The organism is Candidatus Accumulibacter sp. ACC007, from assembly GCF_907163205.1.
GTDB classification, from domain to species: Bacteria; Pseudomonadota; Gammaproteobacteria; order Burkholderiales; family Rhodocyclaceae; genus Accumulibacter; species Accumulibacter regalis.
The window spans coordinates 951,061-977,044 of sequence record NZ_CAJQUD010000001.1 but is presented as its reverse complement, the minus strand read 5'-3'; the positions used below and the strand labels follow the sequence as shown (position 1 = coordinate 977,044).

Here is a 25,984-nt window from a genome sequence, read left to right as displayed (position 1 = left end):
GCTTGCTTGCTCCATCGCCTGGCTGCGAACGCTCAGGATTCGATCAGCTTGATCGCTTTTTGCAGACTGCGGCGCATGCGGTTGAACGAGTTGGCCAGCACGTCGATTTCGTCGCCACCGCGGGCCGGGAACTCGGGAACATCGAAGTCCCCCGTCGATACCTTGTTGGCCGCCGCCGACATGCGCGAAATCGGCTGGATGATGAGCAGCGAGAGCATCAGGTTGAGGACCACGAAAGTGGCGAGGAAGACGCCGCCGAGTGACACCATGAACGTCGTGAAGGTGCGTTGAGCGTTGGCCAGCGGCACCGACATCGGTACCGAGACGACCTGCGCGCCGACGGTTTCCATGTGCTTCCAGCCGAAACCGTTGTTGCCGCCGTAGATCTTGATCATCGACGCCGGCGCAGCCGAGGGCACGCTGTGGCAGGCCAGACACGCCGGATCCTTGATGGTGATCGGCCGCGCGATGTAGAGCATGCGCCCGGTGGGCGTCTCGCGCTCGCCAATGAGCTCGGTGGCACTTTCATCGCCACGGAATTTCTGGATGATGTCGCTCTCCCAGTCGACCGCACGGTCGCGCGGGTTGGTGGGATTGAGCGTCGCCTCCTTGTAGCTGAAGTCCGGGTACTTGCTGTGCAGCTTGTTGAAAATCTCGGTGGCCGCATACGCCGGTACCGTCTGCGGCAGAAAAGTCGTCGCCAGTTGCGCCTCGAGCAGAGGTTTGACCTGCGCCACCGTGTAGCCGCGCACCGACAGTGCCGACTCCATCATCAGGCCGGCGTTGCGCAGCGTTTCCTGCTTGGCGTTCTCGTCCAGCAGTCGGTGCGAGACGTAGGCCGACACGGCCATGCCCGCGCCAAAGACCAGCAACAGCACCAGGTTGAATTTCAGTCGCAGACCCATGATCGCTTCCCCTTCCAAAAACGAGCCGAGTAACTTCAGCCCCGGCAGCGGGAATCGGGGCAGGCCCCGTTTCCCGTGCCCAAACCATACTCCCCTGCCATGGCGGACAGCGGGTCCGGGCCCGTGCTGCAAGGTACAAGCTAGAGGGGGAAAAAGGCAAGGAGAATCGTTCCGCTCCATGGCCTTGACCCCATGCCCTTGTTCAACCGGGTAGCGTGAGGCGATGCTCCGGCCAAGCTCGCTCGCCCCTCATTCCAACTCGCGCAAACGCTGCACAGCCTCCTCGACCCGCCGCACGGCGATCACTTCGAGGCCGGCTATGGGCTGCCTGGGCTCGTTGGCTTCGGGAATCATGGCGCGCGTGAAACCGAGCTTGGCCGCTTCGCGCAGGCGTTCCTGGCCGCGCGGCGCCGGGCGTATTTCACCGGCCAATCCAACTTCACCGAATACAATAAGTTTCTCCGGTAACGCCCTGTTTTTAAGCGATGATACGATCGCTAACAAGACCGCCATATCGCCCGCAGGCTCGCCGATCTTGACCCCGCCGACGGCATTCACGAAAACGTCCTGATCGAAGCAGACGATGCCCGCGTGGCGGTGCAGGACGGCCAGCAGCATCGCCAGGCGCTGCGCGTCGAGCCCGACCGTCAGCCGCCGCGGATTTCCGTGCGCCTGATCGACCAGCGCCTGGATCTCGACCAGCAGCGGCCGGGTGCCTTCCTGGGTGACCAGCACGCAGGAACCCGGTACATCGTTGCCGTGCGGCGACAGAAAGATTGCCGAAGGATTGCTGACCCCCTTCAGCCCGCGGTCGGTCATCGCGAAAACACCAATCTCGTTGACCGCGCCATAGCGGTTCTTGACGGCGCGAATCAGGCGGAAGCTGGAGTGCGTATCGCCCTCGAAATAGAGCACCGTGTCGACCATGTGTTCGAGGACCCGTGGCCCGGCCAGAGCCCCCTCCTTGGTCACGTGACCGACCAGGATCACCGTGATTCCGGTCTGCTTGGCCAGGCGGGTAAGCTGCGCAGCGCATTCGCGTACCTGCGCAACCGAGCCAGGTGCCGAGTTCAGCTGCTCCGACCACAGGGTCTGGATCGAATCGATCACCGCCACCTGCGGCCTGGCCGTCTGCAGGGTGGCGAGGATTTTTTCCAGATTGATTTCGGCGAGCAGGCGGAGCTCGCCGGTCTCCAGCGACAGTCGCCGGGCGCGCATGGCAATCTGCTGACCCGACTCCTCGCCGCTGACGTAGAGCACATTGCGCGCCGGAGCCAGCCCGGAAAGCGCCTGCAGCAGCAGCGTGCTCTTGCCGATTCCCGGGTCTCCACCGATCAGCACCACTCCACCGGCAACCAGCCCGCCCCCCAGAGCTCGATCAAATTCGCTGATCCCGGTCGGCAAGCGATCTTCCTCGCGCGCCTCGATAGCGGAGAGCGTCTGCAGTCCTGCCGTGCCGCCGAGCGCCGCAAAACGGCTCTGCTGGCCGCTAGCGGCGGCTTCGGCAATCGTCTCGACGAGGGTGTTCCAGACGCCACAGCCGGGGCACTGCCCTTGCCACTTGGCGGCGCTGGCACCACATTCGGTACATGAAAAGACCGTCTTTCGAGAGCCCGCTGCCCTGGCCACGATCAGACTTCAAGCACCGGCACGCGCCGGGCGAGAGCGCAGAACAGCTCGTAGCTGATGGTCCCGGCGGCACTGGCCACCTCGTCGGCCGGCAGCCCATCGCCCCACAGGACGACCGGACTGTTCAACCCGGCGTCGGGCAGTTCGGTGAGGTCGCAGGCCAGCATGTCCATCGACACCCGCCCCAGTGTCTTTGTCCGTTGCCCGCCGACGACGATTGGCGTGCCGCCCGGCGCATGCCGCGGGTAGCCGTCGGCGTAGCCACAGGCGACGATGCCGACGCGGGTCGGCCGCTGCGCGACAAAGGTGCCTCCGTAACCGACGCGTTCACCGACGCCGATCTCCTGTATTGTCAGGAGGCGGCTGTGCAGCGTCATCACCGGTTTGAGGCCAAAGCTCACCGCATCCTGGTCGGCAAACGGACTGCCGCCGTAGAGCATGATCCCGGGTCGTACCCAGTCGTGCGCGGTCTGCGGATAACGCAGGATCGCCGCCGAATTGGCCAGGGAGAGCGGGAAAGTTGCGGCGGCGGGCCAGTTCGCGGTCATCGCCCTGAAACGCTCCAGCTGCCAGGCGATGCAGGACTCGCCGCCGCTGCCGTCGGCTTCGGCGAAGTGGGTCATCAGGGTGAGCGGACCTAGTGCCGGCAGGGCTTCGATTTCGCGTCTGACGGCCGGCAGCTGCGCAGCGCTGATCCCCAGGCGATTCATTCCGCTGTTGAGCTTCAGATAAATGGGCAGTAGCCTGCGTGGAGCAGGCTGCGCCGCCCGCCGCAGCATTTGCAGTTGCTCGACGCTGTGCACGACGATGCTCAGATCATGTGCCGCGCAGGCCGCCAGGTCGGCGGCCTCGAAGAAACCTTCGAGGAGGAGAATCGGCTGCCGGATGCCCGCCTGGCGAAGGGCTATCGCCTCGTCGAGATCGAGCAGGGCGAAACCGTCGGCAACGTCGCCGAGCGCCGCCGCAGCGCGCAGCAGACCATGACCATAGGCGTTGGCCTTGACCACCGCCCAGGCCCTCGCCTCCCTGTCCCGGCGCCGGGCGTATTCCCTGGCCACGAGGTAGTTGTGACGCAGCGCCGCGAGGTCGATGCGCGCCCCGATCGGCCGCGGCATCAGGCAGACAGCTCCTTGAGCTTGTTCCTGGCGAACTCGACGAAACTGAGGACCACCTGCGAGCGGAAGCGCTCCTTCGGATAGACCAGCGACAGGGTCCGGGTCAGCGCCGGACGCAGGGGAACGGCAACCAGCGTGCCCAACTGCCGCTCCTTGTCGAAACTTGCCCGGGAGACAATCGAAAAGCCGAGGCCGGTCGCCACCACACCCTTCAGCGCTTCCGGACTCGAAAGCTCCATGATCGTCTTGAGCTGTTCGGGCTCGACGCCGCAGGCGCGCAAATAGACGTCGGTGACTTCGCGCGTGCTCGAACCTGGCTCACGGGCGACGAAGTCGTGCGGCAGCAGGCTGCGCGCCTCGACTTCGCGATAGCGGGCCAGCGGGTGGCTGGGCGTGCACACGACTTGCAGTTCGTCATCGCCGCAGCCCTCGCATTGCAGACTGGGCAGACTCACCGGCGATTCAATCAGGCCAATATCGAGCGTATGTGCGGCGATGGCGTTGCTGATCACGTCCGAGTTGCCAACCGTCAGGCGGACCCGCACCTGCGGATAACGGACATTGAATTCGCCAAGAATCGGCGGCAGCATGAACTCGGCAATCGTCGTGCTCGCCCCGACCAGCAGGCTGCCACTCATCTGCCCGGTCATTTCGGCGACGCGGATATCGAGCTCGGCAGACAACGCGAGGATGCGATCGGCATAGTCGAGCACCAGTTCGCCGGCCGCGGTCAGCGAGATGCGCCCCCCACCGCGATCGAAGAGGCGGGTATTGAAGCGCTCTTCCAGCTGCTTGATCTGAAAGGTGACGGCCGGCTGGGTCATGTGCAGCGCCTCACCCGCCCTGGTGAAAGAAAGGTGCTTGGCCACAGCGTGAAACACCTGCAGGCGACGATCTGCCATAAGTCCTCTCCCGGTTACGACTTATTTTTTCTATTCAATCACAAAACCGGCCTCCCGGCCAGAGCATGGGAGCGCCGTGCGACGCACCGCCACCCGCTGCGCTAACAAGTTGCTGCCTTTCATGGTATAAGCCCAGCATATCAAGAATAGCCCTTTCAGAACGCTAAATGCCCTTCGGTTTCTACATCATCATGGCCGCGCAGTTTTTTTCCGCGCTGGCCGACAATATCCTGCTCATCGTCGCCATCTCGCTGTTGCGCGACATGCAAGCCCCAAGTGAATACGAGCCGCTGCTGAAGACCTTTTTCACGGTCTCTTACGTCGTCCTCGCTGCTTTCGTCGGCGCCTTTGCCGACTCGATGCCGAAGGGGCGGGTGATGTTCATCAGCAACGGCATCAAGATCGTCGGCTGCGCGATGATGTTCTGGCAGGTGCATCCCTTGCTCGCCTACGCCGTCGTGGGCCTCGGCGCTGCCGCCTACTCGCCGGCCAAGTACGGCATCCTGACCGAGTACCTGCCGCACCGGCTGTTGGTCGTCGCCAACGGCTGGATCGAAGGCTTGACCATCGGCGCCATCATTCTCGGCGTCGTCGTCGGCGGCCTGCTCATCCGGCCGGATGTCGCCAGTGGGCTGCTGAGCTTCGACTTTCCGCTACTGGACACAGGTGTCGATACGGTTGGCGAAATGGCCATCTGTTTTGTCGCCCTTTTCTACGTGGTCGCCGCGCTGTTCAACCTTTACGTCCCCGATACCGGCGTCGATCATCGCGTTCTGCACAAGAACCCCTGGTACCTGGTGCGCGAATTCAACCATTGCCTGATGCTCCTCTGGCGAGATCGCCTCGGCCAGATCTCACTGGCCGTGACCACGCTGTTCTGGGGCGCTGGTGCGACACTGCAGTTTATCGTCATCAAGTGGGCCGAAACCTCTCTGCAATTCGACCTCTCGAAGTCGAGCATGCTGCAGGGGGTCGTGGCGATCGGCGTCGCACTCGGTGCCGTCGGCGCCGCGCGCATGATCACCCTGCGCCGGTCGGTGCGAGTCATTCCGCTCGGTATCGCCATGGGAATCATCGTTCTGGCGATGAACTTCGTCCAGCACACCTGGATCGCCGTCCCGTTGCTGGTCCTCATTGGCGCACTTTCCGGCTTTTTTGTGGTACCGATGAATGCCCTGCTGCAGCATCGCGGCCACATTCTGATGGGTGCCGGTCATTCGATCGCGGTGCAGAACTTCAACGAGAACCTGTCGATCCTGGCGATGACCGGCCTCTACTTCCTGATGGTCCGTGCCGACCTATCGATCTACCTGGTGATCACCCTCTTCGGTCTCTTCCTCAGTGGCACGATGCTGCTCGTCAAGTTCCGCCACGAGGCGAACCAGCGGCAGCACGACGACGTGATTCACCTCGACGACAGCGGGCACTGACGAACGCTGTCGCGCACCGAACTTGGGTATCAGTGCCCGCAGCGTCAATCAAAAGTCGGTCTACCTCGCCGCGTTGAGCTTCTTGACCCCTTCAACGAAACGCGCCAGCGTCGCCGACAGCACGCCGCGCGGAATGGTCAGCTCGATCAGCTGAAAACGACCACGCGTCGCTACCGCCTTGTCGAGCGCCGCCTTCAGTTCGCCGCGGCTGCCCACCCGTTTCCCGTCGCCGCCGAGGCCAGCCGCCATTTCGGCGAATCCCCAGTGCCCCAGGTCGTTGAAGCGGGATTCCGGCTGGAAAGTGCGCAGCATTTCCCAACTGGCGTTGTTGAACAGCAGCACAATCGGATCCCAGCCATAGCGCTGGCAGTTGCCGAGTTCCCAGCCAGTCATCTGGAAAGCACCGTCGCCGACCAGGATCAGCGGCCGTTGCCCGGTCGCCGCCTGCAGGCCCAAGCCTGCCGGCACCCCAAAACCCATGGTCGCGTAGTAGCCCGGGGCGACCAGTGCCGTGTGTTCGATGTCCATGGCCGTAAACAGGCAGTCGCCGATGTCCGAGGCAATCGGCAACTTGCCGTGCACGGCCATCAGATCATTGACCGCGGCGGCGATGTCGGTGGGTGTAAGTGACGCCTGATCGGCAGGCATGTGGCGTGGAAAGCTGCGCGGCGACATCGCCGAGCGGCTTGAGTTGCTGACAGGAACGCTCTCCAGCAGGCGATCGACAAGCGCTGTGAGCGGTATCTGCGGGTAGATGTGGTAGCCGATGGTGACCTGCTCATCGAGCGCCTGGATCGTCTTGCGCAGATCGATCTTGCTCGCCGAAACACCGAAGTTGGTGTCGCAGACGATCACCCCGAGCAGGAACAGGCCATCAGAGGTCTCGACCAACTCGGTCACCTCGGGTAGCCCGGCGACCCCCATGTAAGTTCCGAGCAGTGGCACATCGGCATCTGCGAGAAGGCCGCGGCCCATGAAGCTGGTGACCACCGGCAGATCGAGGCGGCGCGCCAGTTCGGCGACGCGCGCTTCCAGTCCGAAGCGGCGCACCTCGACGCCCACCATCAGCGCCGGCCTGCTCGCGCGCTGCAGGCGCGCACGAATTTCCTCGACACAGGCAGCGAGCGCATCCGGGTCAACCCCGGCCGCGGGAATCGCCGGCACCGGCCGACAGGCCGCAGCGACCATGTCGCGCGGCAGTTCGATATAGACCGGCCGCGAGTAGCGCCGGCAGGTGGCGAGCACGCGCGCGATGTCGCTCGGCGCCCGCCCGGCGTCATCGAGTCGTACCTGGTCACAAGTGATTTCGCGGAAAATCTGGAACTGCGAGTCGAGGGTCTTGGCCTGATGGTGCAAAAGCAGCCCGGCTTTCGACTCGCTCTTTCCGGGCCCGCCGGAGAGGACCACCAGCGGCGATTTTTCGGCGTAGGCGGCGGCCACCGGGTTGACCATGTTCAGCGCACCGGCGCCGTAGGTCACGGCAGCAACACCGAGCCCGCCGAGCATGCGCGCTGCTGCATCCGCGGCGAAACCGACGCCCGGTTCGTGCGACAGCGTGTACAGCGGCAGGATCTGCGACTCCTCGATGATCTTGAAAAAGGGCAGCGCGAAATCGCCCGGGATGCCGAAGATCTGGTGGGCGCCGTTTGCCTTGAGGGCCAGGAGCAGGGATTCGGTAAGGTTCATCAGCGCCGCCTCCGATGTCGTTACAATAAGATGACGATGATCGCAATAGCGCGCAAGAGGTGTTGGACATTTCTCCGACAATCCCTATACTACGCACATTTCATGCGCGAATTGGCCAGTTAATGTCAAAGATCACCATCGATCGCTACGATCTTGCACTTCTCGACGCCCTGCAGAGAAAAGGCAACGCCACCAATGCAACCCTCGGCGAGCAGATCAAGCTCTCCGCGTCGCAGATCAGTCGCCGTATCCAGCGACTCGAAGAAGATGGCATCATCTCCGGCTACGTCGCCTTGCTGGCTCCCGCCGCGCTCGGCCTGGGCGTCACCGCCTTTGCCCAGGTGATCCTGGAAAGCCATGGCGACAACGCCAGCGAAACCTTCGAAAGCGCCGTGGCGGCGATGCCTGAAGTCGTCGATTGCTACTCGATCAGTGGTGATGCCGACTACATGCTGCGCATCCTCGTTCCGGATCTGGCTTCGTTCTCCGATCTGATGATGAAAAGCCTGCTCTGTCTGCCCGGTGTCGCGCGCATCAAGACCAGCATCGCCCTGCAGACCATCAAACAAACGCACGTCCTGCCGCTCGGTCACCTGACGCAGCCGAGCAAGCCTCGCCAACGCGTCCGCTACGCCGAGAATTAGAGCAGCAGCGGCGCGTTCGGCAGTTCGTTGGCGTTTTCGGGCGACGCGGGAAAGTGCTCGCGCAGGGCTTCGCTGATCGTCTGCAGCGCCAGCAGCACGCCGTTCTCGAAGTCCCCGGCGGCAAAGGCGTCTTCCATTCGACGGCAGACCGCATCCCAGAAGGGCCGACCGACGCGGCGGTCGATGCCCCGGTCGGCGACGATTTCGACCCGTCGGTCGATCAGTTGCAGGTAGATCAGAACGCCGCTGTCGTGCTCGGTATCCCACACCCTGAGCTGCGAAAAAAGATCGATCGCCCGCATCCGGGGCGTTTGCCCGCGCCACAGGTCGGGCAGCGCCAGATTGCCTTCGACGACCAGCCGCAACTCACCCAGATGGGCGGCCTCCGAACGGGCGATAGCGCTCTCCAGCCGCTGCAGCAGTGGGCGCGAAAACACGCGCCGCACCCACCAGTCGGGAAAAACCAAGTGCCGCAGCAGTCTTGTCAATTCCATTACCAGCCTCCCGAAGCGCCGCCGCCACCAAAACCGCCACCCCCACCCGAGAAGCCACCACCGCGACCACCCCGACCACCACTGCCACCACCCCACGAAACACCGCCCGGAAGTCCGCTCCGACCACCGGCAATACCCACTACCAGCGAAACGACGAAAGCGACGGCGCCGATGATTGCCGCGACCAGTAAAGACGAGAACAGGAAGGAAGTGATTACGCTGGCAGCAAGAGCGACCAGGCCGGCGGCCAGAAAACGCCCGAGAATGGCGCGCAGCACACCGCCAACGACAAACACCAGAATGAAGCCGGCAAAGAGGAGCTGCTCGAAACGGTCGTCGACGTCGGCCGCTGCGCTGCTCTGCGCCGCGGGAGCCGGCAACGGCTCGCCGGCGATCACCTTGAGCATCGCCTCGACGCCGGCGTCGACGCCGCCGTAAAAGTCGCCTTCCCTGAAGCGCGGCGTGATCGTCTCGCTGATGATCCGTTTGGCGGTGGCATCGTTGAGGGCACCCTCGAGCCCATAGCCCACTTCGATACGCAGGCGCCGGTCATCCTTGGCGATCAGCAGCAGCGCGCCGTCGTCGATTCCCTGGCGACCCAGCTTCCACGCCTCGACGACACGCAGCGCGTACTGTTCGACGCCTTCCGGTTGAACGCTGGCGACGATCAGGACCGCGACCTGCGCCCCCGTCTCGCGCTCGAGAGTCGCCAGCTTGGCGTCGAGCGCCTCCCTCTGCTCGCTGGTCAGCGTACCGGTCAGGTCGTTCACCCGCGCCGCCAGCCCCGGTATCGCCTGCTCGGCGCCAGCCGGAAAAGCGGCGAAGAACAGGACGAGCAGATTCAACAGCCAGCCGAACGGGTGGATAGGCAGCCAGGACATCGCTTGCAGCGCCCTAGTTTGCGCCTGCCGGCGCAGCTTTGCCCGCCCCCGGCGGCGCGGAAAAGTCCACCTTCGGTGCCGTCGAGATCGCTTTCTCGTTGTCGACCGTGAAGTTTGGCTTGACCGCGTAGCCAAGAATCATCGCCGTCAGATTATTCGGAAAGGTCCGCACCGAAACGTTGTACGCTTCGACCGCCTTGATGTAGCGGTTGCGGGCCACCGTAATCCGATTCTCAGTTCCTTCGAGCTGCGCTTGCAGATCCCGAAAGGCGCCGTCTGCTTTCAGTTGCGGATAATTCTCGGCGACCACCAGCAGCCGTGACAGGGCGCTGGACAAGCCAGCCTGTGCCTGCTGGAAGCGGGCAAAGGCGGCCGGATCATTGACCAGTTCCGGCGTTGCCTGGATGCCGCCAACCTGCGCGCGCGCCTGCGTCACCTGGGTGAGCACCTCCCTCTCGTGACTGGCGTATCCCTGCACCGTACTGACCAGATTGGGAACCAGGTCGGCTCGCCGCTGGTACTGATTGATCACTTCCGACCACGCCGACTTGACCGCCTCGTCAGCGGTCTGGAAAGTGTTGTAGCCGCAGCCCGAGAGCAGGCTGGCAAGCACGACGACGAGGGACAAAAAACCGATGCGCATGATGATTTCCTTCATGGGATAGACAGCCTGACGAATGCGGCGGGGATTGCAGGGAACATGCTCGCCGCCCGTCGAACGATTCCGGCGTGCTCGCCGGAAGGCGCTCAGCAAGGGCACGGGACGAACGGGCAAGAGATCGATCATCGGCGGGGTGTCGCGACAGTTCATGAGCATCAGGCCGGCAGCGCAGCCGACGTCGTGGCGGTGTGCAGCAGCGTTCGCGCCCGGCACAGATCCTCCCAGGCCTTGGCCTTGTCCTGCAGGGTGCGCAGAAGATAGGCCGGATGGTAGCTGACGATGACCGGAATCCCGGCTGCACTGCCGTCCGCTTCCCGATACTCGAAGGTCTGGCCGCGCAGACTGGCAAGCGAACCGACGTCGCCGAGAACGGCATGCGCCGCGGCCCGGCCGAGCAGAACGATCAGGCGGGGCTGGATGAGTGAGATCTGGCGCCGCAGATACGGCGCACAGATCGCCATTTCGGCGGCCTCGGGCGTACGATTGCCTGGCGGGCGGCATTTCACGGCGTTGGCAATGTACACGTTCTCGCCGCGCTGCAGGTCGATCGCCGCAAGCATGGCATCGAGAAGCTTGCCGGCTGGTCCGACAAAGGGCTCGCCACGAAGATCCTCCTCGGCCCCCGGTCCCTCGCCGATGAACAACCAGTCGGCAGCGGTGTCGCCAACACCCAGTACGGCTTGCCGGCGCTCCTGGCAGAGCGCGCAGGCACGACACCCGGCGACACTGTGGTGCAACGCATCCCAGTCCAGGCGCGCGATCTGCTGCTCCCGGTCGTCGGCCGGCTGCCCTGCCCTGCGGCTGACTGCCGGTGGCGAGGGAGCGTCGGCCGCCGCGTCTACCACAGGAACGGCCGCCATTCTTTCGCTTGCCGCGGGCGTCGTCGCGGCTGGCGGCCCGGCGAACGCTGCCATGCCTCCTCGCCGCACCGCCGCCTGCTCACGCAGGCGCCACTGCGAAGGCAGGCCCATCTCGTTCAGCAGCTGCCAGCGCGTCAAGCCCGTGCCGCGGGAATGTCCACCACTCATGCCGAAACCTCTTCCAGTACGTGTTGCAGCACCAGTGCGTCCTCGCGCCCGAGCGCGGCCGCGTAGTAGTCGCGGCGCACGCCGATCTGCTGAAAACCGAAATGCTCGTAGAGCGCCAGCGCCCGCGTGTTCGACGGACGCACTTCGAGCAACAGCACCACTGCTCCGGCCCGCCGCGCCGACTGCATCGCGTGACGCAGCAGGCGGGCACCAAAACCCATTCCCTGACGCTTCTCACTGACGCTCAGGTTGAGCAGGTGCGCCTCATCGAGCGCCAGCATCACCACGAAATAGCCGACGAGGTCGCCAGCGACGCGGCAGCCCCAGACGCTGTAGCCGGCAACAATCGAATCGACGAAGTTGCCACGCGTCCAGGGAAACGCATAAACGCCCTTCTCGACGGCCAGCATTTCGTCGACATCGCCATGACCGAGCGGCAGTATCTCGACCTGTGCCGAGAGCACGGCGTTCACGCCTTGCCGCCGTTGGCCAGCCGTTCGGCAACCGTCTGCGCCACTTTATTGCGCACGTACAGCGGCGCCGCGTCGGCAGCGTCGACCGTCTCGCCATGCGCCAGCCGTACAGCGGCCAGGCGTGCCACGCAGCCCGCGTCGGGCATCAATTCCGGCTGCCACTCGTACACGCAAGCCGACAGGCGCTCACGCAAGGCCGGATACGCCTTGAGGCCATTGCCACACGCCAGCCAACCGGTGGACTCGGGAAGCGGCAGCGCTGCAGGGTCGCCGACGGCGACCGCCGCCAGGGCGACGCCACCGACGTAGAAAGCGTAATAGACCTCGCCCATGCGCGCGTCGAGCGCGACGATGACCCGTTGCCCGGCACCACTCAGCGCCATTGCCTCGAGCGTGCCGACCGGGATAACCGGCAGGTCATGGGCAAACGCCAGTCCCTGCGCGACGCCGCAGGCAACCCGCAAACCGGTAAACGAGCCCGGACCGGCCGCGAAGGCAATGGCGTTCAAGTCGGCAAAGCGTAGCCCCGCGTCGCCCAGCGTCGCCCGAATCAGCGGCAGCAGCGTCTCGGAATGGGCAACGCCGATCGGGCAGGCACGCCGCAGCAGCTCGCCCTCGCGCCACAGGGCGATGCTGCCAAGCTCGGTCGAAGTCTCGATGGCAAGCAGATTCATGCGCTGCATTTTACCCGTCCTGGGCGCCGGCGTCGCCTGCGTCGCGCCCAGCGGAAGTGGCGGAAAGGCGAACAGCGCGCCGGGCGCAAGCCCGGCCAGGGACACCGCCGGCGCCCATTTTCCTCCCCACAGCGGCGACTTTCAGGCGGCGCATACGCCGCCACGACCCGTCCCAGGCGGCTAGCGATGACCGCCGGTTTGGCCGCCCGAGCCCTTTGCCGATACAATGCCAGGGTCTTCGACGCGTTGCTGTCGCGTTCGACTCCACAACCTCAGCATAGAAAGTGCCGCCATGAAAGTACTGCTATTGACGCGAGAGTATCCTCCCAATGTTTACGGCGGAGCCGGCGTTCACGTCGAGTACCTGGCCGATGAACTGGCCAGACTGATGCACGTGGAAGTGCGCTGTTTCGGTGACCAGGACACGGTCAGCGGTGGCGTGCGCGTCAAGGGCTACCCTTTCGGCAAGGGCAGCTTTTCACACGTCGACAAGAAGCTCAGCGGCGCGCTCGACACCTTCGAAACCAACCTCGAGACGCTGAGCGAACAGGTGGACGCCGACCTGGTGCATGTCCACACCTGGTACGCGCACCTCGGCGGCATCCTGACCAAGAATCTCTACGGTATTCCCCTGGTGCACACGGTGCACTCGCTCGAACCCCTGCGGCCATGGAAGCGCGAGCAACTCGGCTGCGGCTACGACATGTCGTCGTGGGTCGAACGCACCTCACTGCAGATGGCCGACTCGGTGATCGCCGTGTCGCAGGGAACCAAGGCCGACATCCTCGAGCACTTCGACATCGACCCCGACAAGATCGCGGTGATCTACAACGGCATCAAGGTCGAGCAGTACCATCCGACGACGGATACCGACGCCCTGGAAAAGCACGGCGTCGACCCGAGCAGGCCTTTCGTGCTCTTCGTTGGCCGGATCACGCGCCAAAAGGGCATCGTGCACATGGTCAATGCCGTCAAGTACATCCACCCCGACGTGCAGGTCGTCCTCTGTGCCGGCGCGCCGGACACCAAGGAAATTCTTGCCGAAATGGAGGCGGCAGTCAAAGCGGTTCGCCAGGAAGGTTTCAGGAACCTGATCTGGGTCCGGGAAATGCTCAGCAAGCCCGAGGTCATCCAGATGTATTCGCATGCCACGGTCTTCTGCTGCCCGTCGATCTACGAGCCTTTCGGGATCATCAACCTGGAAGCGATGGCCTGTCACACGGCCGTCGTGGCCAGTGCTGTCGGTGGCATCAAGGAGGTCGTCGTCGATGGCGAGACGGGTTACCTGGTCCCGCTGGAGCAATTGCACGTGGCGCCGTTCGAGCCGGTGAATCCGGATGCCTTCTCACGCGATCTGGCGACGGCGATCAACAAGATCCTCGACGACCCGGCGCTTGCCGACTCGATGGCCTCGGCCGGTCAGAAACGCGCGCGCGAAGTGTTCAGCTGGTCGAGCATTGCGCAGCAGACCAGGACCCTCTACGATTCCCTGCTGAAGTAGCGATTCGAGCACCCTTTCGGCTGCTGGCGAGGACTCGCCTCAGGGCCAAGGGGATTGCGCATGACGGCCCGCAGGGGCCGTCGCCGTTCAGATCACCTCTCACCGTATTCTCCCGGCGTCGCCGGGTCAGCATTAAGGAGCGCTATCGATGATTCCCCAGGACTACCCCCGCGTAAATATTGAAGCGGTAAAGCCGCAGATCGACTGTGGCCGCTATCCGATCAAACGCGTCGTCGGCGAAAAAGTCGCCGTCAGCGCCGACATCTACAAGGAGGGACACGACAAGCTTTCGGCCGTGCTCAAGGCCCGCAAGGTGGGTGAGAAAGCGTGGCAGGAAAGCCCGCTGACGCTGGCTCTCAATGACGACTGGTACGGCGAATTCACGGTCACCGAGATCGGCCCCTGGGAGTACACCATCGAAGCCTACGCCAATCACTATCGGTCGTGGGTCGAAGAGATCAGCAAGAAGAACGTGCCGGGCGCCAAGCTTGAAAGCGAACTGCTCGAGGGAATGGCGATCATCAGGAAATCGGCAGCGATGGCCAAGGGCGAGGACCGCGCGCGCATCGAAAGTATCATCGGGGCCATGGAAAGTGCCGTCGGCGCCGGTGAGCAGCAGGGCGCAGTCGACCTGGGAATTGGCGGTGTGCTGCACAGCCTGATGGCCCGGTACCCGGATCGTAGCGAGGGCTACGAACTGGCGCCGACGCTGAAAGTGATGGTCAACCGGCCGATCAGCCGTTTTGCCGCCTGGTACGAATTCTTTCCTCGCTCGCAGAGCACGACTCCGCACAAGCACGGCACCCTGCAGGACAGCATCCGCCGCCTGCCCGAGATCAAGGCCATGGGTTTCGACGTCATCTATCTGCCGCCGATCCATCCCATCGGCCACAGTTTCCGCAAAGGCAAGAACAACAGCCTCACCGCCGAGCCGTCTGACGTTGGCAGCCCCTGGGCCATCGGCAACGAGCACGGTGGCCACACCGGCCTCGAGCCGAAGCTCGGCACCTGGGACGACTGGGATCGCTTCGTCGCCACCTGCCGCGAGCTGGAAATCGAGATCGCGCTCGATTACGTGATGAACTGCTCGCCCGACCATCCCTACGTCGCAGCCCATCCGGAGTGGTTCTTCCACCGCCCCGACGGCTCGATCAAATACGCCGAAAACCCGCCGAAGAAATACCAGGACGTCTACCCGCTGAACTTCGGAACCAGCGACCGCGCCGGCCTGTGGCAGGAGATGCTCAGGGTCTTCCTGTTCTGGATCGACAAGGGCGTGACCACCTTCCGGGTGGACAATCCGCATACCAAGCCAGTCGCCTTCTGGGAATGGGTGATCGGCCAGGTGCACCGCCAGCACCCCGGCGTGATCTTCCTTGCCGAAGCGTTTACCAAACCGAAAATGATGCGTCTGCTGGCCAAAGCCGGCTACGCCCAGTCCTACACCTACTTCACCTGGCGCAACGAGAAGGACGAAATCACCGAGTACGTCAACGAGCTGACCAACGGCGAGATGAAGGAGTACTTCACCGGCAACTTCTTCGCCAATACCCCGGACATCCTGCCGCCGATCCTGCAGTACGGCGGTCGCCCGGCGTTCATCATGCGCGCCGTTCTGGCGGCAACCCTGTCGTCGGTCTATGGCATCTACAGTGGTTACGAGCTGTGCGAGAACGCGGCGATTCAGGGCAAGGAAGAGTACCTGGACTCGGAGAAATACGAAGTCAGGGTGCGCAATTGGCGGGCACCTGGAAACATCGTCGACATCATCACCCGCATCAACCAGATCCGGCGTGAATCACCGGCCCTGCACAACTACAACAACGTGCTCTTCCTGGCCACTGACAACCCGAACATCATCGCCTACGCCAAGATGACCGACGACCGGTCGGACATCATCGTCTGCGCCGTCAACCTCGACCCCTACCACCAGCAGGTGGCGACCCTCCAGATCCCGCTCGACAGCTTCGCCATCGGCTGGGACGAGCAGTACCAGGCGCACGACCTGCTCTCTGATCGCACCTACCGCTGGAGCGGACCGACCGCCTACGTCGAACTCAGCCCGCACAACACCATGGCGCACATCATCAAGATCCGCCGCTGGTAGGGGCGCGGGCCAGCGCTGCCAGGCGCTGACCAATGAAATGGCGGCCTGGAGGTGGCCGCCATTTCATTGTGAACCTGGCTTAGCACGCGGCAGGCAGGGCAGGGGAAAAGCATCGTTCCCCTGCCCTGCCTGCCGTTGTCTTTAGGGCGCTCCCGCCGCCGCACGCTTGAACTGCAGATCGTCTTCCGAGAGATCGGTGAGTTCGATGCGCACCGGTTCGACGCGCCAGATGTCGGTGCAATATTCCTTGATCGCCCGATCGGACGAGAAGAAACCGGAGCGCGCGACGTTGAGGATCGACATCCGCGACCAGCGTTCGTAATCGATGTAGGCCTCGGAGACCTTTTCCTGGCAATCGATGTACGACTGAAAATCAGCCAAGAGCATGTACTCGTCGTGGTTGAGCAGGTGGTCGACCAGCGGCCGGAAGACATCACGGTCGCCACGCGTGAAGAAGCCCGAGCCGATCAGGTCGATCACGTCACGCAGGTGCGGGTTGGCTTCGTAATAGTCGCGTGGGCGGTAGCCACAGCGGCGGAGTTCCTTGACTTCCGGCGTGTTCATCCCGAAGAGGAAGAAATTCTCGTCGCCCACCTGTTCGAGGATCTCGACATTGGCGCCGTCGAGCGTGCCAATGGTCAGCGCACCATTCATCTGGAACTTCATGTTGCCGGTGCCGGAGGCCTCCTTGCCGGCCAGAGAGATCTGCTCGGAGAGGTCGGCGGCGGGGAAGATCGACTGACCGCTCTTGACGTTGTAGTTGGGGAAGAAGACGACCTGCAAACGGCCGTGCATGGCCGGATCGCGGCCGACGATGTCGGCCACTGCGGTCGCCAGGCGGATCATCAGCTTGGCCATACGATAACCTGGCGCAGCCTTGCCACCGAAAATCACCGTGCGCGGTGCGACCACCAGATTCGGGTTGTCTTTCAGTCGCTTGTAGAGCGAGATGACATGCAGCAGGTTGAGGTGCTGGCGCTTGTACTCGTGAATCCGCTTGACCTGGACGTCGAACATGGATGCCGGATCGGCATCGGCGTGGGCAACGCGCTTGATCTCGCGCACCAGGTGCTCCTTGTTGCCGCGCTTGATCCCGCGCCACTTCTCGCGGAAGGCCGGATCGTCGGCGTATGGTTCGAGTTCGCGCAAGCGCATCATGTCGGTCACCCAGCCCTTGCCGATCGTCTCATCGATCAATTGCGACATGGTCGGATTGGCGAGCAGGACGAAGCGACGCGGCGTCACGCCGTTGGTCTTGTTCCTGAACTTCTCCGGCCACAGCTCGTAGAAATCCTTGAGGATGTCGGACTTGATGAGTTCGCTGTGCAGGGCGGCAACGCCATTGACGGCGAAACTTCCGACCACAGCCAGGTGCGCCATGCGGATGTAGCGCGCGCCGTCCTCGTCGATCAGCGACATGCGCCGGAGGACGGCTTCGTCACCCGGGAAGCGGATGCGAACCTCGTCGAGGAAACGCTCGTTGATTTCGCAGATGATCTCGTAATGCCGCGGCAGCGTTTTCTGGAACAGCCGCAGCGGCCACTTCTCGAGCGCCTCGGGGAGCAGCGTGTGATTGGTGTACGCGAAGGTCCGTTGGGTGATCGACCACGCCTCGTCCCAGAGCATCTCGTAGTCGTCAACCAGCAGATGCATCAGTTCGGCGACCGCGATCGACGGGTGCGTATCGTTGAGCTGGACGACGAACTTTTCGTGGAAACGACTGAGATCCGCCTCACGCTGCAGTTGCAGACGAATCATGTCGCGCAACGAGCAGGCGACGAAGAAGTACTGCTGCTCGAGGCGCAGGGTCTGGCCCGCTTCCATCTCGTCGTTCGGGTAGAGGACCTTGGTCAGCGTCTCGGAGAGCACTTCTGCATCGACTGCCTGGTAGTAATTGCCGGCGTTGAAGGCCGCGAAATCGAATTCCTCCGGCGCCTCGGCGCTCCACAGCCTGAGCCGGTTCGGGGTATTCACGCCATATCCGAGCACCGGCATGTCCCAGGCCGTGCCGCGTACGACCTTGGCCGGCACCCACTGAACACGTAGCCGACGACTCGCCGAGGCCTCGTACTGGTGTTCCGTATGACCGCCGATCTTGATATCGAAAGCGACATTCGGACGATGGATGAGCCACGGGCTCCCCGAGCGCAGCCACTTGTCGGTCAGTTCGGCCTGCCAGCCGTCGCGGATGGCCTGCGTGAAAATGCCGAACTCGTAGCGGATGCCGTAGCCAATCGCCGGTATCTCCAGCGTCGCCAGCGAATCGAGGTAACACGCGGCGAGACGCCCAAGGCCGCCGTTACCGAGCCCGGGCTCTTCCTCCTGATCGAGGAGCATCTCCAGATCGAGCCCGAGTTCGGCCATCGCCTGTCGAGCGTTGTCGAAAATGCCGAGATTGATCAGATTGTTACCCAGTTGCGGACCGATCAGGAACTCGGCGGACATGTAGCAGACCGTACGGCTGCCCTTGTCCCGGTAGGTCCGTGCCGTTTGTACCCAGCGTTGCAGCAGGCGGTCGCGAACGGCCAGGGCCAGCGCCTGGAAACAGTCACGCCGGGTGGCGACCTCGGGAAAGCGCGCCTGCGAGTAAACCAGCCGGTCGAGAAAAGCGCGCTTGAGCGCTTCGACCCCGAGCCCCATGCGCTCGTCGTCCCTGCCTACCAACGGCACCGCCACCGGCGCCGAACGCGCCCCGGCCGAATCCTGCTTCTTCTGAATCATCTCCACACCCCTCGATAACGCGGTTTGATTGCGAACGATTACGCTTGCAGCGTCGTTTTTTCTGCCTTGCAAGGCACGTCAGCGGCGAGTCTAAAGCATAGTTAGCGCCTCTGACTACCGCCCGGCACGAGGTTTTTTCGCGGGCCGCTGCTCCTCGTCGGGAGATAACATCGCAGCCGGCATCCCTTTCGCCGCCCGGGGCGTTTGATTGCAGTCACAATGCGCGTGACCTGGCCGAGCGCCGCCCTCGCGAAGATCTGCGTTTTCCCGCAGCGGGCAGATCTGCGCCGCACATCGATGCCACACTTGGCGCTCACGCCAGGAAGCTTGCATGCAGCCGCGGGCAACCAAACACGATGCCCGGACCATGGATGGGTGCTAGGATTCACGGGCAGGCAGTCAGACACGCAGGAATGTTTCCGGTGGCGCATCCTTGATGCGCCGTATTCGATCCGTTTCAACCCTCGCGAGGACAAGCAATGACTCTGAAAATCGAAAACCACCAACTGGTCGGCGATCTAGTCAGCCATCGCAGCACACCCAACTGTGGCGGCATCATGGCGCCCAGCTATCTGATCTTCCATTACACCGCCGGTCGCTCGACGGACAGCTCCGTCGAGTCGCTGTGCACGCGCAAGGCGCAGGGCAATGCGTCGGCGCATGTGGTCCTCGGACGTGACGGGCGGATCGTGCAGCTGGCACCCTTCAACGTCGTCACCTGGCACGCCGGGGTCAGCCAGTGGGCCGGTCTGGTGGGACTCAACTCGCACTCCATCGGCATCGAAATGGACAACGCCGGCCTGCTCAAGAAGGTCGGCAGCCAATACCAGGCGTGGTTTGCCAAAGTCTATCCCGACGACGAGGTCACCCTCGCCGCGCATCGCAACGGCGGCCCGGTGTCGCCCTGGCACACATACACGGAAGCGCAGATCGAAAGAGCCGTCGAACTCGCCGACCTGCTCGTCGAGCACTATGGTCTGCAGGACATTCTCGGCCACGAAGACATCGCACCCGGACGCAAGACCGACCCGGGTCCGGCGTTTCCACTGGCCGCGGTACGTAGCCGGGTAGTCGGCCGCGAGCAGGACGAACCGCCGCGCTACGTGGTCACCGCCAGCAGCCTGAACATCCGCAAAGGACCCGACGCCAGTTTCGAACGCGTCGCGGCGGCGCTGAAGAGCGGCAGCGAGCTCCTCCTTCTCGAAGCACGTGACCGCTGGAGCCTGGTCGAGGTCATCGCCGACCCCGAAATCGAGGGCTGGGTCAGCAACGCCTACATTGCTCCCAGCACTGGCCGTGGGATTGCGCTCCCGAGATTCACCGTCGCCGGCCCGGCGTCAACCGACCCGACCATCGCCGTCGCCAAGCTCAAGAAAAGCGGCAAGGGCAAGAAGGCACGCCGTCACGCGCCGTGAGTGATCGGCACGGAGCCGGCAAGCGCCCGACCCGCCGGCCGCGCTGAGCGGCAAGAAGCAAGCACAGGCCAATGGCGCAATTGTTCATCAGCTACCGCTCGTCCGACGGCAAGGACAAGGCGACGGCCCTGGCGCGTGATCTCGGCGCCGTCTTTGGCGACGAGCAGGTTTTCCTCGACAAGGATGATCTGCGCGCTGGCGTCCGCTGGCGCGAGGAGATCGCGCAGACGCTCAAGGCACGGCCGATACTCCTGCTGCTGCTCACGCCGCAGCTGCTCGCCGCGACCAACGATCGCGGGGCCTTGCGTATCGACGACCCCACGGACCCGATCCGCCGCGAAGTGGCCGACGCCCTGGCCGGCGGTGCGCACCTCATTCCTTTGCTTTGCGACGACGTGGCTGCTCCGCCGCCAGCCGCCGAACTGCCCGCGCCGTTCAACCGAATCGGCGATTTCACCTGGCGCCCGCTGCGCGCCTACGACTGGCACCACGACGTCCAGCGTCTGGTCGACGACCTGCACGCGCTTGGCGTTGCCACGCCGCCTGCTGTCACGCCCACTTCAGCCACTCCAAGCCAGGCCGTCGGGCACACAAGCCGACGATGGCTCGTCGTGGCGGCGGTGCTGGCAGTGCCACTCGCGCTCGGCATCGGCTGGTACGCGCTGCGTGTTGCCGGCAGCCCTTCCGCCACCGATGTCACCGGGTCGTGGTCGGCCACACTATCCCCCGACGAGACGCTCTTCCTGTTGCTGCGACAGAGCGGCGAACGGGTCGAGCTCAACAGCCGTCCCGTGCCCATCGGCCAGAGGGCCGACTGGGCCGACTACCGCAGCTTCTGGCGCGAGCGCTTCGGCAGCGAACTCGACGCCGTAAGCTACCGCGGCGAAGGAAGAGCCAGCGCCCGTCCGGGAGAGCAACTGGTAATCGACATCGCGCTACAGATTGTCAGCAGTCCCGGCGACGTACTGGTCGATACGGGAAACCTCAACGCAACGATCGCCGCCGATGGCGCCAGGATGGCCGGGGTCATGTGGTTGAACAGCGCGCAGAAAGAGCGCCCCGTCAATCTGGCGCGCGTCCCGCGGCAGTGATCGCGCGACGATCGCCGATCGCTCGGCGGCGACCTCGGGGCGGCACCCGATTCAGCTCGGCTGGCTGATCAGCACCACCGCCTCGGTAGCAACGCCTTCCCCTCGCCCGACAAAACCCAGCTTTTCTGCGGTCTTCGCCTTGACGTTCACGCAGTCCACCGCCACCTGCAAGTCGGCAGCGATGTTGGCGACCATCTGTGGCAGGTACGGCGCCATCTTCGGCTGCTGGGCGATGATCGTCGCGTCCACGTTGCCGACCTGCCAGCCCGCCTGCGCCAGCAGCGCAACGGTGGCGCGCAGCAGGACGCGGCTGTCGGCGCCGCGATAGCGAGGATCGCTATCGGGAAAGTGCTGGCCGATGTTGCCCAGTGCGGCGGCGCCGAGCAGGGCGTCGATGATCGCGTGCACCAGCGCGTCGGCATCGGAATGACCGAGGAGCCCGCTGCCATGGGCGATGTCGACGCCGCCAAGGATCATCTTGCGGCCGGGGACCAGCGCGTGAATGTCGCAACCCTGTCCGACGCGAATCATTCGTCCACCCTCGTCCTGCCCTGCACGATCAGCTCCGCCAGACGCAGGTCAGCCGGAAAAGTGACCTTGAAGTTGCTGCTGTCGCCCGCGACCAGTCGCGGCTTGAAGCCGGCGGCCTCGACGGCCGAGGCTTCGTCGGTGCCATCCGGGTATCCGTCAAGCGCCCGGCGCAGCAGGCCGTAGCGAAACATCTGTGGTGTCTGCGCCTGCCACAGGCCGTCGCGCGACTCGGTACGCGCAACGCGCTGCGCGTCGTCGGCGCGCTTGAGCGTATCGGCCAGCGGCACGGCCAGGATACCGCCGACCGGATCGTCGGCCAGCTCGTCGCACAGGGCGTGCAGGTTGGCCTGCGACAGGCAGGGGCGTGCCGCGTCGTGGACCAGCACCCAGTCGTCGTCGTGGGCGGCGGTCGCGGCGGCAGCCAGGCCATTGGCGACGCTCGCCGAGCGGCTCGCCCCGCCACAGAAAACCGTCTCCAGCTTGTGGCCGAGACTTGTCCAGTCGTATTGCCGCCACCAGCTGTCGTCCGGAGAGAGAACGACCCAGACGCGGTCGATGCGCGGGCAACGACACAAAGCGGCCAGGCTGTAATAGATCAGCGGTCGGCCGGCGAGCGTCTGGTATTGCTTTGGCATTGCGCCGCCAAAGCGCGAGCCGCTGCCGGCGGCGGGGACGATTGCGTAGTGACGTAGCATGGCGTAATTTTAACCAAAGTAGGCAGGCGGATACCGAAATGAACACGCAGCGCTGCGCACAGACTCACGCCAGCGGGTGATTTTTCCGTTATCGAGGTCGATGCCTGTGCCGCCGGCCCTGCTTGAGCCCCACTCTTCAAGGATTGACCAGATGACACACTCGACCGCCGGCATTCGTCCGGCCGCAGTCGCCGGCACCTTCTATCCCGGATCAGCCAGCGTTCTGGCGCGCGATCTTCGCCGGCTGCTCGGCGATACGCCAGTGACGCAGGAGACGCGCGAGAGGCTGGATGGGCGACCGAAAGCGATCATCGCGCCGCATGCCGGCTACGTCTATTCAGGGCCCATCGCGGCCAGCGTCTACGCACCACTGCACGCGCTGCGCGCCAGCATCCGGCGCGTCGTGCTGCTCGGTCCGACGCACCGCGTCGCCGTCGCCGGGCTGGCGCTGCCTTCGGCCACTGCCTTCGCCACGCCACTGGGCGACGTTGCGCTGGACATGGCGGCCATCGCCAGCGTCGCACACCTGCCGCAGGTCGTCGTCAGCGACGCCGCGCACGCCATGGAACACTCGCTGGAAGTGCAGCTGCCCTTCCTGCAGACGGTACTGGAACGTTTTACGCTGGTGCCGCTGGCCGTCGGTCGTGCCTCCGCGGCAGAGGTCGCCGAAGTGCTCGAGACCCTCTGGGGCGGCGACGAGACGCTGCTCGTGATCAGTTCCGACCTCTCGCATTACCTTCCCTACGCAGTCGCCCGCAAGACGGACAATGAAACCGCCCGGCACATCGTCGCCCTCGACGCACAGCTCGACCATCAACAGGCCTGCGGCGCGACGCCGGTCAATGGCCTCCTGCTGGCGGCGCGCCGGCACGGGCTGCAGGCGCGCCTCCTCGACCTGCGCAATTCCGGCGACACCGCCGGCGACAGGTCGCGCGTCGTCGGCTACGGCGCCTTTGCCTTCACGCCGGTGAACACCGATGCCCACTGACCCCCTCGGCAGCGCCCTGCTGGTCAGCGCGCGCAACGCCATTGCCGCAAAATTCGGATTGCCGGCAAGACCGGTGGCCGCGACGCCGGAACTCGCCGAGCCCGGGGCGAGCTTCGTGACGCTGACCCAGGACGGTGCCTTGCGCGGCTGTATCGGCAGTCTCGAAGCACAGCGGCCGCTGGCCAGAGACGTTGCCGAGAACGCCTTCGCCGCCGCCTTTCGCGACCCGCGCTTCCCGCCGCTGAGCGAGCGGGAGTTGGCGCACACGCGCGTCGAGGTTTCCTTGCTGACGCCAGCCGAACCCTTCCCGGTCAGCAGCGAAGAAGACGCGCTGGCCCGCCTGCGGCCGGGTGTCGATGGCCTGATCCTGAGCTATGGGCGGCGACGGGCCACTTTCCTGCCGCAGGTCTGGGAGGCGCTCGCCGACCCCCGGCAATTCCTGGCCCAGCTCAAGCTGAAAGCCGGCCTGGCCGCCGATTTCTGGCACCCGGAGCTCACCCTGGCGCGTTATGGAGTACGAAAATGGAAAGAGACCTCAACGACTCGCTGAAAACCCCCGAATCGGCACACCCGGCGCGCTGGTGGCACGCCATCGCCGACGCGCGTATCCAGTGCGACCTCTGCCCGCGCGACTGCAAGCTGCATGACGGCCAGCGCGGCGCCTGCTTCGTCCGCCAGAACGTTTCCGGAGAAATGGTGCTCACCACCTACGGTCGCTCGTCGGGCTTCTGCATCGACCCGATCGAGAAGAAGCCGCTCAACCACTTCTATCCCGGCTCGTCGATTCTTTCCTTCGGCACCGCCGGCTGCAACCTGGCGTGCAAGTTCTGCCAGAACTGGGACATCTCCAAGTCCAAGGATATGGACCGCCTGCTCGACGCCGCCAGCCCGGAGGGAATCGCCGCCGCGGCCGCCGCCTACGGCGCGCAATCGGTCGCTTTCACCTACAACGACCCGGTGATTTTCGCCGAGTACGCGATCGATACCGCCGTCGCCTGCCGCGCAAATGGCATCAAGACCGTCGCCGTCACCGCTGCCTACATCCATCCCGAGCCAGCACGCAATTTTTTCGCGGTCATGGACGCGGCCAACGTCGACCTCAAGGCCTTCACCGACGACTTCTACTTCAAGCTCTGCGGCGGCCACCTGCAACCGGTACTCGACATCCTCGCCTACATCCACCATGAAACAAACTGCTGGCTGGAAATCACCACCCTGCTGATCCCCGGCCGCAACGACTCGCCAACCGAGGTCAAGGCACTCGCCGACTGGGTGGCGCGCGAGCTGGGCGCGAACGTGCCGCTGCACTTCTCGGCCTTCCACCCCGACTGGAAAATGAGCAACCTGCCGCCGACGCCGCCATCGACGCTGACCCAGGCCAGGCGCATCGCCATGGACGCCGGCCTGAACTATGTTTACACGGGCAACGTGCATGACACCGAAGGCGGCACCACCTTCTGCCCGCAGTGCCAGGCGGCGCTGATCGAGCGCGACTGGTACAACATCCGCCATTACGATCTGCCGAGCAACGGTCGCTGTCCGCATTGCACGACGCCGATCGCCGGTTATTTTGCGCGTTTCGGCAAGCCTTTCGGTCCCCGTCGCGTGCCGGTCAGGCTGGTGCGCCGGTGAGCGAAGCGAGCGCCACTGCCGGGGCAACGACGATGGCCATCGACAGCGGCGGTGTGCGCCTGCACGCCGACCTGACCCTGCCCGCACGGCCCTCGGCGCTGGTCGTCCTGGCCCACGCCGGGCCGAATCCCGAAGCCCGCGACGACGCCCTCGCCGTCATCCTCCGCCATGCCGGCGTCGGCACCCTGAGCTTCGACCTGTTGACCCGCAGCGAAGATCGCTTCGCCGACAATCATCACAACGTTTCGCTCCTCGCCAGCCGCCTGGTCGACGGCCTCACCGTTCTCAGGCAGCGGATGCTCCTCGACGAGCTGCCCAGCCTGCCGGTTGGCCTCAGCGCCGCCGGCGACTGCTCGCCGGTGATCGTGCGCGCGGCCGCCATCCGTGATCGCGACATTTACGCCATCGTCTGCCGCGGTGGCCTGATCGACCTTGCCGGCATGCTCTACCTGCGCACGCTGGCCTCGCCGCTGCTGGTCCTCGTCGGCGACGGCGAACAGCGCGTCGAAACCAGCAACCGCCGCGCACTACGCGAACTCACCGGGCGCAAGGAGTTGAAGCTGCTGCCGGCGAGCGCCGACGCCCCCGATTCGGCCGTCGCCTTCGAGTGGGTCGCGCGCGAAACGGCGCACTGGTTCGTGCACCACCTGCCAGCGGTTGTCACGACGGCGCGCGGGTAGGGGCGGGGCCGTGCAGAGGGCCGTGTGACGCCGGGACGGCAACACCCGGTGACCGGAGCATCGCGCTCGACAAGCGAAAGATATGACGGAGACCAGGATCC

At 64.5% G+C, this 25,984-nt stretch carries 24 protein-coding genes; 10 read left to right on the top strand and 14 right to left on the bottom strand.

From position 1 onward, the window contains the following. Positions 1 to 32: 32 nt before the first annotated feature. The 4 genes from QZ634_RS04185 to QZ634_RS04170 all read right to left on the bottom strand — a co-directional run bounded on the left by QZ634_RS04185 (position 33) and on the right by QZ634_RS04170 (position 4,551). The gene (locus QZ634_RS04185) at positions 33 to 905 is read right to left on the bottom strand and encodes a DUF3365 domain-containing protein (RefSeq protein WP_291985843.1); all 873 of its coding nucleotides are present in this window, start codon (positions 903 to 905) and stop codon (positions 33 to 35) included. A 249-nt stretch (positions 906 to 1,154) separates the two neighbouring features. Next, positions 1,155 to 2,534 (bottom strand): DNA repair protein RadA, encoded by a 1,380-nt coding sequence (radA, locus tag QZ634_RS04180; protein ID WP_291985841.1) that lies wholly within the window; start codon positions 2,532 to 2,534, stop codon positions 1,155 to 1,157. Positions 2,535 to 2,536: 2 nt separating this feature from the next. Beyond that, positions 2,537 to 3,649: an alanine racemase gene (gene alr, locus QZ634_RS04175; protein WP_291985839.1), complete on the bottom strand. Its 1,113-nt coding sequence runs from the start codon at positions 3,647 to 3,649 to the stop codon at positions 2,537 to 2,539. Further along, positions 3,649 to 4,551, bottom strand: coding sequence for a LysR family transcriptional regulator (locus QZ634_RS04170; RefSeq protein ID WP_291985837.1), 903 nt, complete (start codon positions 4,549 to 4,551; stop codon positions 3,649 to 3,651). The genes alr and QZ634_RS04170 overlap by 1 nt, the downstream gene beginning before the upstream one ends. 167 nt (positions 4,552 to 4,718) lie before the next feature. Here QZ634_RS04170 and lplT point away from each other — a divergent pair, with 167 nt between their 5' ends. After that, complete coding sequence (gene lplT, locus QZ634_RS04165; RefSeq protein ID WP_291985835.1) at positions 4,719 to 5,981, top strand: lysophospholipid transporter LplT; 1,263 nt, start codon at positions 4,719 to 4,721, stop codon at positions 5,979 to 5,981. A gap of 60 nt (positions 5,982 to 6,041) precedes the next feature. On the opposite strand, the gene ipdC is transcribed toward lplT, so the two are convergent. Continuing rightward, on the bottom strand, positions 6,042 to 7,667 hold the full coding sequence (ipdC, locus tag QZ634_RS04160) for an indolepyruvate/phenylpyruvate decarboxylase (RefSeq protein ID WP_291985833.1): 1,626 nt from the start codon (positions 7,665 to 7,667) through the stop codon (positions 6,042 to 6,044). A gap of 122 nt (positions 7,668 to 7,789) precedes the next feature. Here ipdC and QZ634_RS04155 point away from each other — a divergent pair, with 122 nt between their 5' ends. Next, entirely contained in the window at positions 7,790 to 8,311 is a 522-nt protein-coding gene (locus QZ634_RS04155; RefSeq protein ID WP_291985831.1) for an Lrp/AsnC family transcriptional regulator, read from the top strand. Here QZ634_RS04155 and QZ634_RS04150 read toward each other — a convergent pair. From QZ634_RS04150 to tsaB, 6 genes are all read right to left on the bottom strand, one after another. Then, the gene (locus QZ634_RS04150) at positions 8,308 to 8,805 is read right to left on the bottom strand and encodes a TPM domain-containing protein (protein WP_291985830.1); all 498 of its coding nucleotides are present in this window, start codon (positions 8,803 to 8,805) and stop codon (positions 8,308 to 8,310) included. The genes QZ634_RS04155 and QZ634_RS04150 overlap by 4 nt on opposite strands. Further along, complete coding sequence (locus QZ634_RS04145) at positions 8,805 to 9,686, bottom strand: YgcG family protein (RefSeq protein ID WP_291985828.1); 882 nt, start codon at positions 9,684 to 9,686, stop codon at positions 8,805 to 8,807. The genes QZ634_RS04150 and QZ634_RS04145 overlap by 1 nt, the downstream gene beginning before the upstream one ends. A 13-nt stretch (positions 9,687 to 9,699) precedes the next feature. After that, positions 9,700 to 10,329, bottom strand: coding sequence for a LemA family protein (locus QZ634_RS04140; protein ID WP_291988000.1), 630 nt, complete (start codon positions 10,327 to 10,329; stop codon positions 9,700 to 9,702). Between the two features lie 173 nt (positions 10,330 to 10,502). Continuing rightward, positions 10,503 to 11,375, bottom strand: a complete 873-nt coding sequence (locus QZ634_RS04135) for a uracil-DNA glycosylase (RefSeq protein ID WP_291985826.1) — start codon at positions 11,373 to 11,375, stop codon at positions 10,503 to 10,505. Further along, entirely contained in the window at positions 11,372 to 11,848 is a 477-nt protein-coding gene (gene rimI / locus QZ634_RS04130) for a ribosomal protein S18-alanine N-acetyltransferase (RefSeq protein ID WP_291985824.1), read from the bottom strand. Before rimI ends, QZ634_RS04135 begins: the two co-directional genes overlap by 4 nt. Continuing rightward, a complete protein-coding gene (gene tsaB, locus QZ634_RS04125; RefSeq protein ID WP_291985822.1) occupies positions 11,845 to 12,531 on the bottom strand; it encodes a tRNA (adenosine(37)-N6)-threonylcarbamoyltransferase complex dimerization subunit type 1 TsaB in 687 nt (228 codons plus the stop codon). The genes rimI and tsaB overlap by 4 nt, the downstream gene beginning before the upstream one ends. 283 nt (positions 12,532 to 12,814) lie before the next feature. Here tsaB and glgA point away from each other — a divergent pair, with 283 nt between their 5' ends. After that, positions 12,815 to 14,023 carry a glycogen synthase gene (gene glgA / locus QZ634_RS04120; RefSeq protein WP_291985820.1) on the top strand — a complete coding sequence of 403 codons (1,209 nt, stop codon included), beginning with the start codon at positions 12,815 to 12,817 and terminating at the stop codon, positions 14,021 to 14,023. Between the two features lie 148 nt (positions 14,024 to 14,171). Then, positions 14,172 to 16,130, top strand: a complete 1,959-nt coding sequence (locus tag QZ634_RS04115; protein WP_291985818.1) for an alpha-1,4-glucan--maltose-1-phosphate maltosyltransferase — start codon at positions 14,172 to 14,174, stop codon at positions 16,128 to 16,130. Positions 16,131 to 16,271: 141 nt separating this feature from the next. Here QZ634_RS04115 and QZ634_RS04110 read toward each other — a convergent pair whose 3' ends face one another. Next, positions 16,272 to 18,851 (bottom strand): glycogen/starch/alpha-glucan phosphorylase, encoded by a 2,580-nt coding sequence (locus QZ634_RS04110; protein ID WP_291985816.1) that lies wholly within the window; start codon positions 18,849 to 18,851, stop codon positions 16,272 to 16,274. Positions 18,852 to 19,330: 479 nt separating this feature from the next. On the opposite strand from QZ634_RS04110, the gene QZ634_RS04105 reads away from it, so the two are divergent. Both QZ634_RS04105 and QZ634_RS04100 read left to right on the top strand, forming a co-directional pair. Then, positions 19,331 to 20,266 carry an N-acetylmuramoyl-L-alanine amidase gene (locus QZ634_RS04105; protein WP_291985813.1) on the top strand — a complete coding sequence of 312 codons (936 nt, stop codon included), beginning with the start codon at positions 19,331 to 19,333 and terminating at the stop codon, positions 20,264 to 20,266. Between the two features lie 71 nt (positions 20,267 to 20,337). After that, entirely contained in the window at positions 20,338 to 21,357 is a 1,020-nt protein-coding gene (locus tag QZ634_RS04100) for a TIR domain-containing protein (RefSeq protein WP_291985811.1), read from the top strand. Between the two features lie 51 nt (positions 21,358 to 21,408). Here QZ634_RS04100 and ispF read toward each other — a convergent pair whose 3' ends face one another. After that, entirely contained in the window at positions 21,409 to 21,888 is a 480-nt protein-coding gene (gene ispF / locus QZ634_RS04095) for a 2-C-methyl-D-erythritol 2,4-cyclodiphosphate synthase (RefSeq protein ID WP_291985809.1), read from the bottom strand. Then, a complete protein-coding gene (gene ispD / locus QZ634_RS04090; RefSeq protein WP_291985807.1) occupies positions 21,885 to 22,583 on the bottom strand; it encodes a 2-C-methyl-D-erythritol 4-phosphate cytidylyltransferase in 699 nt (232 codons plus the stop codon). Before ispD ends, ispF begins: the two co-directional genes overlap by 4 nt. Before the next feature lie 151 nt (positions 22,584 to 22,734). Here ispD and amrB point away from each other — a divergent pair, with 151 nt between their 5' ends. Genes amrB through QZ634_RS04070 form a run of 4 tightly spaced genes read left to right on the top strand, consistent with a single transcriptional unit; the run spans position 22,735 to position 25,883 of the window. Beyond that, a complete protein-coding gene (gene amrB, locus QZ634_RS04085) occupies positions 22,735 to 23,571 on the top strand; it encodes an AmmeMemoRadiSam system protein B (protein WP_291985805.1) in 837 nt (278 codons plus the stop codon). Then, positions 23,561 to 24,121, top strand: coding sequence for an AmmeMemoRadiSam system protein A (amrA, locus tag QZ634_RS04080; protein WP_291985803.1), 561 nt, complete (start codon positions 23,561 to 23,563; stop codon positions 24,119 to 24,121). The genes amrB and amrA overlap by 11 nt, the downstream gene beginning before the upstream one ends. Next, positions 24,094 to 25,203: an AmmeMemoRadiSam system radical SAM enzyme gene (gene amrS / locus QZ634_RS04075; protein WP_291985801.1), complete on the top strand. Its 1,110-nt coding sequence runs from the start codon at positions 24,094 to 24,096 to the stop codon at positions 25,201 to 25,203. The genes amrA and amrS overlap by 28 nt, the downstream gene beginning before the upstream one ends. After that, positions 25,200 to 25,883, top strand: a complete 684-nt coding sequence (locus tag QZ634_RS04070) for a hypothetical protein (RefSeq protein WP_291985799.1) — start codon at positions 25,200 to 25,202, stop codon at positions 25,881 to 25,883. Before amrS ends, QZ634_RS04070 begins: the two co-directional genes overlap by 4 nt. Positions 25,884 to 25,984 lie beyond the last annotated feature (101 nt).